Origin of the sequence: Kocuria sp. CPCC 205258 (genome assembly GCF_040981005.1) — a bacterium.
Classification (GTDB): Bacteria; Actinomycetota; Actinomycetes; order Actinomycetales; family Micrococcaceae; genus Kocuria; species Kocuria rosea.
In genome coordinates, this window is sequence record NZ_JAVKPS010000003.1 from 300,000 (window position 1) to 314,640 (window position 14,641).

The 14,641-nt window shown below is 68.7% G+C and carries 16 protein-coding genes; 6 read left to right on the top strand and 10 right to left on the bottom strand.

Annotated elements, in window-relative coordinates; genetic code table 11:
- The first annotated feature begins 90 nt into the window (after positions 1–90).
- Complete coding sequence (locus RF644_RS07325; RefSeq protein WP_368796019.1) at positions 91–588, top strand: DUF1990 family protein; 498 nt, start codon at positions 91–93, stop codon at positions 586–588.
- Between the two features lie 223 nt (positions 589–811).
- Here the strand turns inward: RF644_RS07325 and RF644_RS07330 are convergent, their stop codons facing one another.
- Entirely contained in the window at positions 812–1,777 is a 966-nt protein-coding gene (locus RF644_RS07330) for an NAD(P)-dependent alcohol dehydrogenase (protein ID WP_368796020.1), read from the bottom strand.
- Positions 1,778–1,794: 17 nt separating this feature from the next.
- Entirely contained in the window at positions 1,795–2,463 is a 669-nt protein-coding gene (locus RF644_RS07335; RefSeq protein ID WP_368796021.1) for a TetR/AcrR family transcriptional regulator C-terminal domain-containing protein, read from the bottom strand.
- Positions 2,464–2,586: 123 nt separating this feature from the next.
- On the opposite strand from RF644_RS07335, the gene RF644_RS07340 reads away from it, so the two are divergent.
- The 3 genes from RF644_RS07340 (at position 2,587) to RF644_RS07350 (ending at position 4,659) form a co-directional block, all read left to right on the top strand.
- Positions 2,587–3,081, top strand: coding sequence for a DUF6326 family protein (locus RF644_RS07340; RefSeq protein WP_368796022.1), 495 nt, complete (start codon positions 2,587–2,589; stop codon positions 3,079–3,081).
- A 181-nt stretch (positions 3,082–3,262) separates the two neighbouring features.
- A complete protein-coding gene (locus RF644_RS07345; protein WP_368796023.1) occupies positions 3,263–3,598 on the top strand; it encodes a hypothetical protein in 336 nt (111 codons plus the stop codon).
- A gap of 62 nt (positions 3,599–3,660) precedes the next feature.
- A complete protein-coding gene (locus RF644_RS07350; protein WP_368796024.1) occupies positions 3,661–4,659 on the top strand; it encodes an NAD(P)-dependent alcohol dehydrogenase in 999 nt (332 codons plus the stop codon).
- 148 nt (positions 4,660–4,807) lie between these two features.
- Here the strand turns inward: RF644_RS07350 and RF644_RS07355 are convergent, their stop codons facing one another.
- The 5 genes from RF644_RS07355 to RF644_RS07375 form a co-directional block, all read right to left on the bottom strand.
- Positions 4,808–5,353, bottom strand: coding sequence for a hypothetical protein (locus RF644_RS07355; protein ID WP_368796025.1), 546 nt, complete (start codon positions 5,351–5,353; stop codon positions 4,808–4,810).
- A 55-nt stretch (positions 5,354–5,408) separates the two neighbouring features.
- Positions 5,409–5,768 carry a nuclear transport factor 2 family protein gene (locus RF644_RS07360; protein WP_368796026.1) on the bottom strand — a complete coding sequence of 120 codons (360 nt, stop codon included), beginning with the start codon at positions 5,766–5,768 and terminating at the stop codon, positions 5,409–5,411.
- A 77-nt stretch (positions 5,769–5,845) separates the two neighbouring features.
- Positions 5,846–6,667: a MerR family transcriptional regulator gene (locus RF644_RS07365; RefSeq protein WP_368796027.1), complete on the bottom strand. Its 822-nt coding sequence runs from the start codon at positions 6,665–6,667 to the stop codon at positions 5,846–5,848.
- Between the two features lie 565 nt (positions 6,668–7,232).
- Complete coding sequence (locus RF644_RS07370) at positions 7,233–7,391, bottom strand: DUF1963 domain-containing protein (RefSeq protein ID WP_368796028.1); 159 nt, start codon at positions 7,389–7,391, stop codon at positions 7,233–7,235.
- A gap of 319 nt (positions 7,392–7,710) precedes the next feature.
- Positions 7,711–8,292, bottom strand: coding sequence for a TetR/AcrR family transcriptional regulator (locus RF644_RS07375; protein ID WP_368796029.1), 582 nt, complete (start codon positions 8,290–8,292; stop codon positions 7,711–7,713).
- 437 nt (positions 8,293–8,729) lie between these two features.
- Here RF644_RS07375 and RF644_RS07380 point away from each other — a divergent pair, with 437 nt between their 5' ends.
- Positions 8,730–9,899, top strand: coding sequence for an MFS transporter (locus RF644_RS07380; protein ID WP_368796030.1), 1,170 nt, complete (start codon positions 8,730–8,732; stop codon positions 9,897–9,899).
- Between the two features lie 229 nt (positions 9,900–10,128).
- Here the strand turns inward: RF644_RS07380 and RF644_RS07385 are convergent, their stop codons facing one another.
- On the bottom strand, positions 10,129–10,944 hold the full coding sequence (locus tag RF644_RS07385) for an SDR family NAD(P)-dependent oxidoreductase (protein ID WP_368796031.1): 816 nt from the start codon (positions 10,942–10,944) through the stop codon (positions 10,129–10,131).
- A gap of 147 nt (positions 10,945–11,091) precedes the next feature.
- Positions 11,092–11,997, bottom strand: coding sequence for an NAD(P)-dependent oxidoreductase (locus RF644_RS07390; RefSeq protein ID WP_368796032.1), 906 nt, complete (start codon positions 11,995–11,997; stop codon positions 11,092–11,094).
- 168 nt (positions 11,998–12,165) lie between these two features.
- Between RF644_RS07390 and RF644_RS07395 the strand changes: the two genes are divergently transcribed.
- Positions 12,166–13,110 carry a LysR family transcriptional regulator gene (locus RF644_RS07395; RefSeq protein WP_368796033.1) on the top strand — a complete coding sequence of 315 codons (945 nt, stop codon included), beginning with the start codon at positions 12,166–12,168 and terminating at the stop codon, positions 13,108–13,110.
- Between the two features lie 83 nt (positions 13,111–13,193).
- Here RF644_RS07395 and RF644_RS07400 read toward each other — a convergent pair whose 3' ends face one another.
- Entirely contained in the window at positions 13,194–14,636 is a 1,443-nt protein-coding gene (locus RF644_RS07400) for an ice-binding family protein (RefSeq protein WP_368796034.1), read from the bottom strand.
- Positions 14,637–14,641: the final 5 nt, after the last annotated feature.

A 14,641-nucleotide genomic window follows, 5' to 3' on the forward strand; every position in this document is an offset into this window, starting at 1 on the left:
TGACAACCACCCCATACTGCAACGTCACCCTCACAGGCCGTGACCGGCAGCCAGGCCATGTGCAGAGCGCCCCTTGGCATAGTGGGCACTATGACTCTGCTCGAGCGCGCACTGACCTACCCGGAGATCGGCGCCACGGCCGGGCAGCTGCCCGACGGATACACCCATGTGCGGGTCCAGCGGGTCATCGGCCACGGGGAGTCGACATTCCGCCGCGCCGCCGATCGATTGATGAGCTGGCAGATGCACCGAGCAGCCGGCCTGACCGTCGAGGCCAGCACACCCCGGGTCGAGCAGGGCAGCCGCGTTCGTCTGCGCCTGGGCCGGCACCTGCTGCGGATCTCCTTCGAATGCCTGGTGGTCTACGTGGTGGAGGAGAAGCGCCGGCGGGGCTTCGCCTACGGGACCCTGCAGGGCCACCCGGAGCAGGGCGAGGAAAGGTTCTGCGTCGAATGTCGGGAGGACGACACCGTCGTGTTCACCATCACCGCCTTCTCCCGGCCGGGCACGTGGTGGTCCCGCGCCCTGGCGCCGATCAGCCATCGCCTGCAGCAGCGATACACCCGGCGATACCTCCACGCCCTGTAGCGCCCCGCCGACATCCGGCGAGTATGCGCCGCGAGGGAACGCTTCCTCGGCGCTGAATCCCTCGGCCATCAGCGCGCCGAGGAGACGGTCGTGGTCGTCCTGCTGTTCGCCGGCGTCATCGACCGGTTCGAAGGCCTCGGATGCACCGGTCTGCTCCTCGTCGCCGCGGCCTTCCTGCTCCCCGAAGTGTGGGGATTGACCCTCTCGTCGGTTCGCGCGGTCTTCAGTCGGCACCTGTCCCCGCCTCGACCACCACTTTGCCGAGCGCGTGCCCGTCGCCGACGTAGGTGAGCGCTTCGGGCACCTGCTCGAGCGGGAACACGCGGTCGATGTGGATACGGACATCTCCCGCGATGCATCGGTCGGCAAGAGGCGAGAAATGCGCCGGACCCGGCCTGACGGCGAGAACCCCTAAACGCCGACCCGTCATCATGCCGATCAGTGCGCCCACCGTCGCCATTCGCAGCAGGGCGCGCGTCGTCCCGCCGACGACCAGGCAGGTGCCGCCGGGGGCGAGCGCACGGCGGTACGCGAACACCGACCGCCGGGCGACGAGGTCGATGATGAGGTCGTACGGACCGGTGCGCGTGAAGTCGCCAGTGCGATAGTCGATGACCTCGGCGGCCCCCAGGGATCGCATGAAGTCGAGCTTGCCGACGTTGTCCACGCCGGTGACACGGATGCCGGAGGCAGCGGCGAGCTGGAGCGCGAACGCCCCGGTTCCTCCGCCGGCGCCGTTGATGAGCATCCGCTCACCGCGCTTCGCGCGCGCAACTGCTTGCACCGCGATCGCCCCTGACTGCGGCAGCGTCGACGCCTCGGCGAATGACAGTCCGGCCGGCTTGAGCGCGAGAGCGTGCTCGGGGGCCACCGCGTACTCCGCGAAGCCGCCTTTCAGAGCGAGAATGTCGCCGTAGACATCGTCACCGCGCCGGAACAGCGTGACCCCTGCGCCCACTGCCTGGACTACTCCCGCGATGTCCGAACCGAGCGTGCGGCGGGCGGGTCTGAACAGGCCACCGAATCGGGCATAGGCGGGCGACCCGTGCAGCCCCTCCCAATCGCTCAGATTGACCGAGGTCGCGATCACCCGCACGAGCACCTGGCCTCTCCCCGGCGCCGGCGTGGCGATATCGTCGAGCCGCAGGACATCGGGCGGCCCGTAGCGGTCATGGACGATCGCTCTCATGCCCGTACGGCCATGCGCTAGCGCTCGCCCAGCGCGGGGCTCTCGTCGGCGACCCGGCGCTCCAGGCCCTCCAGCAGCAGCTCCAACCCGTAGTCGAACTCGTCCGCGAACGCGTAGACGCCATCGCCGAACAGCTCGGCGCGCGAGCGCGCAATGTGCGGATACAGTTCCGCCGACGCCGCGACCTTGACGGCGAACGCTTCCTCGGCGCCGTCCCCCGGTTCGAACGGCAGGCTCGTCCAGGTCAGCGCGAACCCGTACACGTAGGCGTCGATCGCGGAGAACGCGTGTGTTGCCAGCGCGGCGCTGAAGCCCTCGGCCATCAGCACGCCGAGGAGACGATCGTGGTGCTGCAGCAGCGCTGGGCCGGGGTTGGGGCGCGATTCCATCATCCCGAGCGCCCACGGATGAGCGGTGAGGACCGACAGTGCCGATCGTGCCCGGCCGGTCAGCGCCTCCCGCCACGTGGCGCCGACCTGGGGCAGTTCGATCCGCTCGAACACCCAGTCGGCGAGGTCGTCGAGCATCTCCTCCTTGCTCGGGACGTGATGGTAGAGCGACATCGCCTCGACGCCGAGCTCCTTCGCGACACTGCGCATGCTCACGGCGGAGACACCCGCGCGGTCGGCGACTGCGGCGGCGGCGTCGATGATCCTCTCCCTGCTCAGTGGTGTGCGTCGCGTCATTTTCCCATCCTTGCGCACTTACGACCGCAAGTCTAAGCTGGTGATCACCCCTTACAGCTGTAAGGCGCACGTTCGACGAAACCCGAGGGCCTAGCGATCCTCGCCACTACAACGGAGCCCACGATGAGAACACGTCGACACACCACCACGCTGGAGAACCTGCGGACCCCGGTGCAGGCCAAGCTCTCGGCAGCCTGGACCAGCTTGATGTTCTTCTACATCTACATCGACTACTTCCACCTCTACCAGCCCGGCGCCATCGACCAGATCCGGGGTGGCGGCATCTTCGAGTTCGACATCACCCCGACGTTGTTGACCATTTTCGTGGTGGTCATCGGGATTCCGGCCCTGATGGTGATGCTCTCCATGGCGCTGCCCGCCCGGCTGAACCGCGCCACGAATATCGTCGTGGCATCGCTCTACATCCCCGTCACGGTGTTCAACGCGGTCGGGACGTCCTGGGACTGGGCCTTCTACTACGTCTTCCACATCGCCATCGAGGTGCTGCTCCTGGCCTTCATCCTGCGCTCCGCCTGGACCTGGCCCCGCACCGCGTCGCCGGCAACCATGGCGACCAGCCCTGACCGGGAAGCCGCTCACATCCAGCAGCAAGCGTGAACCCGAGAACAGTCCCCGTCCTGTCCGGCGCCATCGGCCCCGGTGCCGCGGTGCGGGCCTCCTGGCGGTGGGACACCAACTACCACCGGGACGTCGCGTAGGGGCCTGCCAAGACCCCTACCGGCAGGTCAGGTCATGGGATGCGCACACAGGCCCGCCACCGCCCAGGCAGGTCCCGGTCATGATCGAGGCACACGAGCTCACCCAGCGCTGCGGCGACACCACCGCCGCGGAGCACATCGGTGCGGTCGCCTTCCGGAACGGCCTGCTCGTCCTGCTGCTGCCCGGCATCGTCAGCTTCATCCGTCTGGACTGGGTGGAGACCATCGTCAGCCGCCTACCGCTGCCGGCGTCCTCAGCACTCCTCACCGCCGGAGCAGCCGAGACGCAAGGTGCCTACCTCTCCGCACAGGCGAGCCTGATCTTGATGGCCGTCTATGCTGTCGTCCCTCTCGCGGCGGCCGCCGTCGTGCACTCGGTGCGGCGGCAGAGGGCGCCGGTCACGGCTCACCGATGACTGGAACTGCACCCTCCAACCCTCCGGCGATGCCCAAGAACCGACTGAGACAGGGGAACACCATGAACTCACGCACTCGGCATCCGCGCGGAACGATGAGGGCCATCACCCAGCTGAGATACGGCGGGACCGAGGTACTCTCCCTCGCCGAGGTCGAGACGCCGGTGACTGGAGGCGACGAGGTGCTCATCCGAGTGGGCGCAGTCGGGGTCAGCGCCGGCGACATCCTCTTGATGCATGGCAAGCCGCGGATGGTCCGCCTCGCCCTCGGGCTCCGGCGGCCCAGGCAACCGACCATCGGCCGGGATGTCGCGGGCGTAGTGGAGGCGGTCGGTGCGCAGGTGACCCGCTTCCGCATCGGCGACGCGGTGTACGCGGAGTCGAACCAGGGCGGGTACGTGGAGTTCGCCGCGGTGCAGGAACGGTTCGTCGCACTGCGCCCGACGACCTTGGACGCCGTTCATGCCTCGGCCGTGCCGGTCTCGGGGACAACCGCGCTCCAAGGACTCAGGCTGGCAGGCGTCGCGCCCGGGCAGCACGTCCTCGTGAACGGCGCCTCCGGCGGCGTCGGCGGATTCGCCGTGCAGCTCGCGAAGGCGATGGGCGCCGAGGTGACCGGTGTCTGTCGCGCCGCGAAGGCCGACCACGTGCGTGCGATCGGCGCCGACCACGTCATCGACTACACCAGCGAGGACTTCACCGTCGGCGGAGGTCGCTACGACGTGATCTTCGACCTCGTCGCCGACCACCCCCTCGGACGCGTGCGTCGCTCACTCACCCGGCATGGAACGCTCCTGGTCGCCGCGGGAGAGGGAGGGAAGGTGTTCGGCCCGTTCGGTCGCATCATCCGCGCCTCCACCATGTCGTTGTTCGTGTCGCAACGGCTGCGTCCGCTGGCCACCAGGAGGAACGGCGGCGACCTCGCCGAGCTGGCGCGGCGCATCGACGCAGGCGAGATCGTGCCCGTCATCGACGCGGTGTTCCCACTCGAGCGCGCCGCCGAGGCGATCACCCGACTCGAGTCGGGTGAGGTGCGGGGCAAGGTGGTCATCACGGTCTGAGCACACGTGAGCGAAGGACCCGGTGGACTCGACCGCCCGCAAGCCGGCCCCTCCTCGTGACGCCGCTGATGCAGAGACTCCCATGGGTCTCCGGCCAAGGTCCGGCCATTTGTGAAGCAGCGAGGATTTCCCCTGCTCTTCTCGCACATCACGCGGGTCCGCCCGATGGCCGCGAGGCTTCCCCGTCTTCGCGTTGCCGTGCCACGGCTTCGCCTCGACGCCTCGCCCCGGGCTTGATGCATCCCGAGGGACGCGGGCACAGATGTGGTCGGACAACCCCGCCGAGCGGCTCCACGAGTTCCACCGCCACCTCGGTCTCGAGGTCCTCACCGGCTGCCGGTTCACGCCGTCGACGACACCGGCAGTGCGGTGAGCACTGACCCTCTGACCACGCTCGCGACCCGCCCCGCACAGGAGGGACCGTTCGGAACAGCTCTGGACGAAGGTACAGGTCACTGATCTCCCGACCTCCCGGCAGGAGGTGCGGCTCAAGGGCACCGCCGAGCTCGCCGCCAGGGGATCGGCCGGCGAGCTCGGCGGTGCTCTCGCCCGGTGCCAGTCGGAAGGAGGCGATGTCGACGAGGGCGGTGACGCCGGGGGCGTCGTCGGCGGCCTCGCTCAGCACCGAGCCGCCGTAGGAATGGCCGACGACGACGACCGTCGGAGCCGAGCTCGACGACGAGGTGGTGGTCATGGGTGTTCCTCTCCTGGGGTGGTGGCCCACGGACCGCCGGCATGGTGGAGCCGGGTCAAGGCGCGATGACGAGGTCCTCGATGCCGTCACTGCCGACGCGGAAGCGGAGGCGGAGGTCGGCGACCCCGCCAGGAAAGTCGCCCTCGAGGTGGGCGAGCACGGTCCAGCTGCCGTGGCCGTGCGCGACCTGGCCGACGTACGTGGTCGTATAGGTGTACTGGCTCGCCGCCCTGGCCAGCCAGCGGCGGATCTCGTCCGTGCCCCGGTACTCGGTGTCCTCGTCGACGACGCGTGCGTCGGCGGCGAAAGTCGCAGCGCGTGCCGCGACGTCGCGCGTGAGCAGTTGGTCGTGCAGGTATTGGCTGACGGGTTCGGGCAGCAGCTCGGGCCGGTATGGGTCGGTGCCGGTGGTCATCGGTCTCCACTCCTCGGGTTGCGGATGCCACCACGTTCGGCCTTCCCCCGGGGGGAAGGTCAAGCACCGAGGTCCGGCTACCGGGAGACGCGGAAGACCGGCCAGCCGATCTCCGTCCTCGTCCACTCGTCAATGCCCGGGAAGCCCTCCAGGTACGTCTCCCGGGACGGGGCCTGCACGCCGAGCTCGCGGCGGGCCACGTACTCGCCGAGCGCGCCGTACACCCGTGCGACCTCCTCGTCCGGGCCCTCGCTCGTAGCGACAGCGAGCTCGACCGCGGGGAGCCGGACCGTGGACACGGCCGGCGGCAACGACGCCACGCTCTCCTCGACCGGGGCGTACAGCGTCGCTGTGCCGCGTCCGTCGAGGAACAGCTCGGTGGACCACACCCCGCCGTACGGCCCGGCGACAGCCACGTCACCTGATGCGACGAGCCCGGTGAGCAGGTCAACAGAGCGGCGGAACCACGCCCCGAGCTCGTCGCGGTCGATCGTCGCGTGGACCGCGACGACGTGCATCGGCGGGATGCTGCGGTGGACGACCTCGAAGGTCACGGGGCCGGGGTCGAGCAGGCCCCGGAGCGTGCGCACCGCCGACCGCGTCGCGGCGAGCTGCGTCTCCATCTCGCGCAGGTGGGAGCGGAGCAGGGCCGAGCGCTCCGTGACATCAGTGGTGGCCATGACTCCGCGGATGAGGTCGAGCGGCGCGCCGAGGGCCCGGAGTGAGCGAATGACCTGGGCGTCAGCCACCTGGTCGGGCGTGTAGTGGCGGTAGCCGTTGTGCGGGTCCACGGTCGAAGGTGTGAGCAGACCGGACTCGTGGTAGAGCCGCAACGCCTTCGCGCTGAGCCGGGTGGCGCGCGAGAAGTCACCGATGGTCATCACGCCCATGGCGGTCATGGTAGTGCAGACGCCATGGCCCGGCGCGTCGCACCCGGTCAGTGATCCCGGCGAACCCCTACCGCAGCACCAGCCCGTCCGGGGTGCAAGACAGGCGGCGGCGCACAAAGAGGGGACAGCGCACGCTTTGACGTGCAGGAGCCGCGGTCTTCCTCATCGCGAGTCTGCTGCAACTGTTCCAAGGTTTGTCGCTCGGGTGGGCTGCCGTCATCGCCGCCGTGCTGATAGGCACGGCTCTCGCTCTGACGGTGAAGATCCGCTGGGGCTGGTTGGTCGCCACCTGGGGACTGATGACAGGCATCGTCTCGCTCTTGGCCATGCTGATGGGACTTCTCGGCCGGGGCTACGACTTTTCCTTTGCCGGCTGGGCCGTCCGCATCGCCATGGCCACATGCGTCTTCTGCCAGGACCGCCAAGATGACCGGGCAGGCCAGGCCCGGAACGAGTCCACTGGATCGCAGGACCCGCTCCAGACCCGCGGCCTCGAGCGCACGCGAAGGAACCCCAGCTGCAATGGGGGGCCGGCCCTGAGGCGGACGCACAGGGCGCCGGTCGCGGACGCGGTTCAGTCGGTGCGGATCCAACACCACGCGTGGTCGAAGCGGCGGGACTCCAGATCGGAGCCGCGCATCCACACTTCCAGGCTGCCGGCGTCGCCGAACCACCCCTGCAGGGCCGTCCAGCCCTCCAGATCCAGGACCAGGCGGTGCTCATCCCCGGGCACGCTCAGCGGCAGCACCTTGGCCAGCCGGGCCCGTGCAGAGGGGCGTCGACACTGACGGGTTCCTCGGTCATCCTGTCCTCTCCTCCACGGGCCCTGGTGCCCGAGCGGCCCGGAGATGCGAACACAGCCCCTCGCACCCGCAGGACCCCCACACGACCCGCCGCGGACCCGTATGCCGATCGCTGTGCACCCAAGAAGGAACCGCGCTGCAACGCAGCCCTCCGCTGACCGGGCCATATGCAAAGCGCAAGCGACGGAATCTCCTTGGCTTCCGCTTTTGCGGCAGTCCCGCATCCGCCAGGAGAGTCGGATGCACGAATCAGTCGCGGCTGTGGGATTGAGCTGCTGAACGAGCCAGGCGGCGACCGACGTCGATCGGCGACTGGGGGCAGCCGCGAAGGAAGGCGGTCAGGGTTCCGCTGTAGGCCACCAGCACCTCATCGGCAAGGTCCTGGGCACGCGCCCCGGCCAAGGGGCAGGAGAGGTGCAGGAGGCGGTCCGCCAGCAGCGCGGTGTCTGCGGCCAGGACCTCGCCGATCTGGCCCGTGGCGTCGGGGAACTCGGTGGCCGCAGCCAAGAAAGCGCACCAGCGTGACGGATGGCCCTGCTCGTCCCGGTAGGCGGCCAGCGCGTCGAACACCGCGAGCAGCCGAGCCATGTCGTCGCCGGCCGCGACGATGTGCTGGTCCCAGACCGCCCGCCAGTCGGCCAGCCGGACCCGCAGCATTTCGGCGACCAGCGCGTCCTTGCTGCCGAAATGCGTGTACAAGGTGGCCGCGGAGACCTCAGCCTGGCGCAGCAACTCGTCGACTGGTGTGGTGCGGATTCCGCGGTCGAACAGCACGCGATCGGCGGCCCGGAGCAGCCGGGTGCGCGCGGGAGATCGCTGGACGGAGTTCACCACACCAGTGTAGGGACCACTGATCCAGAACGAGCGTTTTGATGTAGCGTAAAGAGCGTTCTGAAGAGCGAGACGCTGGAAGGGGGGGCGATGCGAGCTCTGATGCTCAGCTGCATGGCGTTGACCGCGGCGACTTACGGACCGGCGCGCTTCGGCCACGGGGTCGTGGTGCCCCGCTTCGCACAGACCTGCAGGTGGGCTCGGTCATCTCCGGGCACATCGAACCTTCGTCTTCAAGGGCCTCGTGCGGCCCGTCGCCACCCCGGAACTCCGATGAGCCGTCGAGGCAGCCTCACGCTGGGACGGACGGTACGAGCGGCTCTCCGGTTTCCCCGCCCCAGTACACCGATGAGCGGTCCGGTCGAGGGCCTCGGGACGCCGGTCCCGCTGCGGCCGGCAGCGGCACCAGTGCACGCCGCAGAATTGAAGGGACATTCATGACACTCTCCGCGGGCAATCGGATCGGCCTGGCCGGAGCGGCTGTGGTCGGGGTCGCCTTCGGCATGGCCCGCTACGCCTACGGCCTGACGCTGCCCGACATCCGGGAAGACCTGGGGCTCTCCGAGCTGGTGCTCGGGCTGGTCTCCAGCGCCACGTTCGCCGGCTACCTGGCCGGCCTGTTGCTTGCAGGCCGGCTCGCCGCTCGGCACGGGTCGCGCGCCCCGACGACCGTGGGCGGGATCTGCGGCGCCGCGGGGGCGCTGCTCGTGACCTTCGCGCAGGCCCCCTGGCTGCTCGCCGTCGGTGTCGTCCTGGCCGGCAGCGCCGGCGGCTTGGTCTGGGCCCCCTACTCCGACATCGTGACCCGTACGGTGCCCTTGCGGCAGCAGCCCAGAGCGCTGGCGATCATCACGACCGGCACCAGCGGCGGGCTGCTGCTGCTGGGCGGCCTGGCCGTGACGGCCGCGCTGGGTTCCTGGCGCCTGGTCTGGGCCGGCATCGCCGTGGCAGCGGTGGCCGCCGCGGTCGTGAACCTCCGCCTGGTGCCGCGCACCCGACCGGCCCCGCGCCCGGGCGGACCGGGCGGCGCCTCCTCCCTGGTCGCAGCGCTGCGCGTCCCGGGCGCCTACTCCGTGGTCTACTTCGCGGTCGTCGTCATCTACTTCACCTACGCCGCCGACGCCCTCGACAGCGGCAGCCTTCCGGCGGCGGCCGTCCCGGCCCTGTACGCGGCCATCGGCCTCACCGGCATGGTGGGCGTGGCCACCGGGGCCCTCGCGCAGCGGATGGGCAGCGGGCGGGTCGCCGCACTGAGTCTCGTGACGGTCGCCGCGGCGCTGGCGCTGCTCGGGCTGGCCAGCAACTCCCTGACCGCCACGATGGCCTCGGCCTGCATCTTCGGTGCCGGGTACATGACCGGCTCCGCGGTGCTCGCCGTCTGGACCGCCGAGCTGGTGCCCGACCGTGCAGGGGCGGCGTTCACCACCTGCCTGGTCGTGGGAGCCATCACCTCGGTCGCCGCACCGGCCCTTGCCGGCGCGGTCATTCCCGGCCTCGGGCTGGGGACGCTGCTGGTCCTCACCGCCGCGGTGTCCCTGCTCAGCGGGGCGGCGCTGATGCTGCACGGGTCCTCACGAGGAGCGGCCGCGGCCCGAACCAGACCATGAACACCAGGGCCCTGCATGCCCTCGACGCACACCCTCCCCCGTGACACGCCCGCCCAGCTCCTTCCCGCCCGACACAGACGTCGTCGCGCTGGAGTTGGTGGCCGGCAGCCGACCATATGTAAAGCGGGAGGGTCGGGCTGCACCTGCACCCGGGGTCCTCGGGCAAGCCAGGTCCAGATTTCGCCTATCGGTGCGGGAGTCCGGGCTTTCCGCGCACGGGATGAGCGTCTTAGAAGCCTGCGCTCAGTCCCCCGTCGACAGGAATGAGTGCTCCTGTCACATAAGTTGCGAGGTCTGAGGCCAACCATGCTGTGGCGGCTGCGATTTCTTCCGGTTCCCCTCCTCGGCCCATCGGGATGCCGTCGGTGAGGGAACCTGCGACGGCTTCTGCGCCGCCGAGCTTTTCGTGGTGGGGGTGGTTGAACGGGGTGTCGATGAAGCCCACGCCGAGGCAGTTCGCGCGGATTCCTTCTGTGGCGTAGTCGACTGCTATCGCACGGGTGAGCATGAGGACGGCCCCCTTGCTCGTGCAGTAGGCGGACAGCTGCTGCTCCGCCATCGTGCTGTTCACCGAGCCGGTGTTGATGATGGAACCGCCGCCGGCCTGTCGCAGGTGAGGGATGGAGTGCTTGGCCATGTAGAACGGGCCGCCGACGTTGACGTCCATGGAGGTTCGGAAGTCCACTGCCGAGACGCTTTCCACGTCGCCGGGCAGGTTCACTGCTGCGTTGTTGCAGATCGTCGTGAGGCCGCCAAATGTCTGCACAGTGAAATCGATGAGACTGCGGACCGCTTCCTGGTCGCTGACGTCGGCGACGAACGTCTCGACGTCGAGCCCTTTCTCTTCGGCCGCTTTTCGCGTCTCCCGCAACGGCTCATCGGCCCGGTCCGCTGCGAGGACCTGTGCGCCGAAGCTCGCCAGGAGCAACACCGTGGCTCGTCCGATGGCTCCCCCGCCACCGGTCACGATGATCTTCTTGTCCTTGAGAAGGTTCGGGATATCGAGTGAGTCGAGCAGTTGCAGATGTTTGGGGGTCGTGTTCATGGAAATGTGTTTGCCTCTCTCATTCTTCATCGCTGCCACTATCTGTCACGCGGTGTCCGCGGTCTGTGCGGGACCCGTCGAGGGTCTGTGCTCGCTCCCGCCGGTCAGCGCGCCTGGACCGTCTCCTCGTTGCGGTCGAAGGTCGCCTCAGAGCTTGACGTTGGCCGTGTCGGCGATCTGCTTGACGACGGCGATGTGGGATTCGCGGCCCAGTCCGTGCGCCATGGCCGTCTGGTACAGCTCCATCGAGAGGGTGTTGAAGAACAGGGGAACGTTGAGTTCCCGTGCCATCTCGCCGGCGAGGCGGTGGTCCTTGTGCTGGAGTTCGACGGGGAATCCATAGCTGTAGTCGCCGTCGAGCAGGTGCGGCTTGAACTCCTCGAGCATGGTGAAGCTCTTGGCGTCTGTGCGGGCGAAGACCTCGAACATCGTCTCGTAGGAGAACCCGGCAGCCTTGCCGAGGACGAAGGCCTCGGCAGCCACGGCGGCATAGACGCCGGCCAACAGGTTGCTGATGAGCTTGAGCTCGTTGCCCTTGCCGACCGAGCCCAGAAGGAAGTTGTGGGACCCGAGGATCTCGAAGACCTCCTGCGCGCGGTCAAAGGCTTCCTGCTCGCCACCGCACAGGAAGGTGATAGTGGCGGCCTCGGCCCCGAACGTACCGGCGCCTCCGGGCTCGCCACCGCTCATCGGCGCCTCCAGGTACTGGACGCCACGGGCACGGGCGGCTTCGTCGACCTCGGTGGCGGTGGCCCGGTCGATGGTGCTGATGTCGATGACCAGACCGCCCTGGGACAGGTGGGCCAGCAGCCCGTCGTCGCCGAGCAGGACCGCGCGCACGGCCTGAGGATTGGGCAGCGAGAGAACCACGACGTCCGCGGCTGCCGCGATGCCGGCAACACCGTCAGCGATCCGGGCACCAGCCTCCTCGGCAAGGGCCCGTCGTTCGGCGGTGGCGTCATAGGCGTGAACGGTCTTGCCGGCCTTGAGAAGGTTCTTCAGATAGCAGTACCCGGCGTTCCCGGTACCGATGAGTCCGATGTTCTCCATCATGGTGTTCCTTCACTTCCTGTCCCTGGTGCGTCCCCGACATGGACGCCCACTGAGGTGTTGGCTCACTCCCAACCCACCCCATCCTCCCGACACCTGACAGGTAATTCCACTTAATGTTTATAATCTAAATCTATAAGTGGTACTTAAAGATTTTTGCGGGGGACGGTCATGCTCAATCTCAAGCACCTGCAGGTGCTGCACGAGCTGGCGCGCCACGGGACATTGACCAAGACGGCGGCGGCACTCCACTTCACGCCTTCGGCCGTGTCCCAGCAGCTGGCGGCGTTGCAGCGTGTGACAGGCGTCGAGCTTCTCGAACATGTGGGTCGAGGGGTGCGGTTGTCGCCGGCGGCAGAACAGTTGGTCGAGCATGCCCGGGCAGTTTTCGACCGCCTGGCCCTGGCCGAGTCGGACTTGGCCGCCTTCCATGGCGGCCCGCGGGGTCGGGTGCGGGTCGCTTCCTTTCACACGGTGCTGCTCGAGATCGCACCGCTGGCCCTGACAAGACTGTCCGGTCTTTACCCGGATCTCGAGGTCCAGTTGATCAACCAGGACGTCGACGAGGGACACACCGGGCTGCTCTCCCATGACTTCGACCTGGTGCTCGGCGAGGACTACCCGGGGTCAGCCATTCCCGATCAACCCGGGGTGCATCGCGAAGACTTCTACACGGACCCGATACGACTCGTCGTGCCTGCACAAGGGCTGAAAGGCGGACGAGTGGACACCGGTGAGCTCGGGAGCCTCTCCGACCTGAAAGACGCCCCCTGGGCGATGGAGCCCCCCGGCACACGGATTCACCGATGGACTGTGAGCCGATGCCGCGAAGCAGGGTTCGAACCGCGCGTCCTGGCAGAGACACCGGACCCTTTGCTGAACTTGCAGCTGGTGCGCCACGGCCATGCCGTAGCGGCTGTTCCGGCTCTTCTGGGTGAACCCCATCTCGCCGGTGTCGTCGCACTCGATCTTCCCGAACTGCCGTGCAGAACTCTCTACACCGAGGTGAGGACCGGTCGCGAACGACACCCGGCACTGGTGGCTGTTCGAGAGGCATTCAGAAACGCCATCGAGTCCATCAACCGCCCCGAGGCCCGACGCACCCTCGTCGGGTGACCGGTAGCCGGGACTGTCGCTTTAACGGTGCAAGAGGCCCAAAGGAGGCGAAGGCTTTAACACCGTGTGGAGTCCACGTCGTCTCAGGTGGGGATCGTGATGATGGGTCGGTTCACCTCGACGACCCCGCCGCCGGCGGCAGTGCCCAGGCTGATCAGGCGTCCCTCCAGGGTGAGCCGCTGGGTGGGGCTTCCGGTGGTGGTGTTGGCCGCGATGCTGCCGCGAGCCAGGTAAGCACCCCGGGCGGTGGTGCTGATGCCCAGGGTGATGCTGCCGGTCGAAGCCCAGTAGACGTTGGCTGCTCTCGCCTGATTGCTCAGGAGCACGCGGCTGCCGTCCGCGGCGGTGAGGGTGGCGGCACGGAAGATGAACTGCGCGCCCGGGTCCCCTTGGGCATCCAGGGTCAGGTCACCGGTGACGGTGAAGGTCCCGGTGGTGCTCGTGTAGATCCCCGGCGTGATCCTGCCCGTCAGCACCGTGGGGCGACTGACAGTCGCCGGGCGGGCGAGCAGGGCGGTCTCGAGGGCACGGGCGTCGGTCATGGCGCCGGCGGCCGCCGTGGTGCCGGGCTCGACCGTCCCGGTGACGTTGCGCCGAGATCCGCTGGACTGCAGATTCTCGATGGCCAGACCGGGGTAGGTGCCCACGCTGCCGCCGACCGAGGTGGGGTGCCCGCCGGGGGTGTGGTCGGTGAGGCGACCGGAGGCCAGGAGCGCGTAGTCCCTGGCTCGCCCCAGGGTGATCGCCGGCATGCCCACGTACCGCCAGGAAGCGCTGGGGCCGGTTCGAGAAGTGAACGCCGCGTTGCTCGGCGGCACCGGCCAGGCCGTCAGCCCGGCCAGGACCGCGGTGCCGGCCACGGCCAGGGCGCCGCGGCGGGCGAGCATCGGAAGCTTCTGAGTGTCTTCTTCTGCTTCCTCGCCCTCCTGGTCATCGTCGTCGTCGCGTGCCCGCGGGACGAAGACGGCCAGAGTAATCAGCAAGGCCGCCACGGTGGCTGCGGCCCACAGGCCCAGGGGCAGGTGCTGGCCGGCACCCAGCCACAATGAGGGGAGCCCGATGAACGGAACCAGAAGGCGGGCCTGGCCGGTGATCTGCTCGCGGACCAGCGGGGTGGAGTCCACCTCGGCATTGGCGTCCCCGGCGGTGGCGTAGGTGCCGTCCTCGTGGTCGACCACGATCCGGTGCAGCACCGAGCGTTCCACCCCGCTGGGCTGGGCTTCGGCGGGGCTGGTGAACTGCACGACCCCACCGAGCGGCACCGGCTGATCATCCGGGAGGTCGGCGAGCACGACGACGTCACCCGGGTCGATGTGCGGTTCCATCGAGCCGGTCTCGATGACGGTGGAGTGCCACCCGAAAACGGCCGGGATCAGGGCGATCGCCGCCAGGGTGGCCAGCAGCACGAGGTAGATCTGGGCGGCGGCGCCGGTGAACAGCCGGGCCCAGCCCCACAGCGCGGCCGTCACCGTGTCAGGTGTCGGCTCGGCAGTGAGGCTGGACTCGTGGTGGGACCGGCTCGTCACGATGA

Excerpts from the sequence above, each read along its gene's own strand:
- RF644_RS07325 (WP_368796019.1), top strand. The coding sequence starts at position 91 with ATGACTCTGCTCGAGCGCGCACTGACCTACCCGGAGATCGGCGCCACG.
- RF644_RS07330 (WP_368796020.1), bottom strand. The coding sequence starts at position 1,777 with ATGAGAGCGATCGTCCATGACCGCTACGGGCCGCCCGATGTCCTGCGG.
- RF644_RS07335 (WP_368796021.1), bottom strand. The coding sequence starts at position 2,463 with ATGACGCGACGCACACCACTGAGCAGGGAGAGGATCATCGACGCCGCC.
- RF644_RS07340 (WP_368796022.1), top strand. The coding sequence starts at position 2,587 with ATGAGAACACGTCGACACACCACCACGCTGGAGAACCTGCGGACCCCG.
- RF644_RS07345 (WP_368796023.1), top strand. The coding sequence starts at position 3,263 with ATGATCGAGGCACACGAGCTCACCCAGCGCTGCGGCGACACCACCGCC.
- RF644_RS07350 (WP_368796024.1), top strand. The coding sequence starts at position 3,661 with ATGAACTCACGCACTCGGCATCCGCGCGGAACGATGAGGGCCATCACC.
- RF644_RS07355 (WP_368796025.1), bottom strand. The coding sequence starts at position 5,353 with ATGACCACCACCTCGTCGTCGAGCTCGGCTCCGACGGTCGTCGTCGTC.
- RF644_RS07360 (WP_368796026.1), bottom strand. The coding sequence starts at position 5,768 with ATGACCACCGGCACCGACCCATACCGGCCCGAGCTGCTGCCCGAACCC.
- RF644_RS07365 (WP_368796027.1), bottom strand. The coding sequence starts at position 6,667 with ATGACCGCCATGGGCGTGATGACCATCGGTGACTTCTCGCGCGCCACC.
- RF644_RS07380 (WP_368796030.1), top strand. The coding sequence starts at position 8,730 with ATGACACTCTCCGCGGGCAATCGGATCGGCCTGGCCGGAGCGGCTGTG.
- RF644_RS07385 (WP_368796031.1), bottom strand. The coding sequence starts at position 10,944 with ATGAACACGACCCCCAAACATCTGCAACTGCTCGACTCACTCGATATC.
- RF644_RS07390 (WP_368796032.1), bottom strand. The coding sequence starts at position 11,997 with ATGATGGAGAACATCGGACTCATCGGTACCGGGAACGCCGGGTACTGC.
- RF644_RS07395 (WP_368796033.1), top strand. The coding sequence starts at position 12,166 with ATGCTCAATCTCAAGCACCTGCAGGTGCTGCACGAGCTGGCGCGCCAC.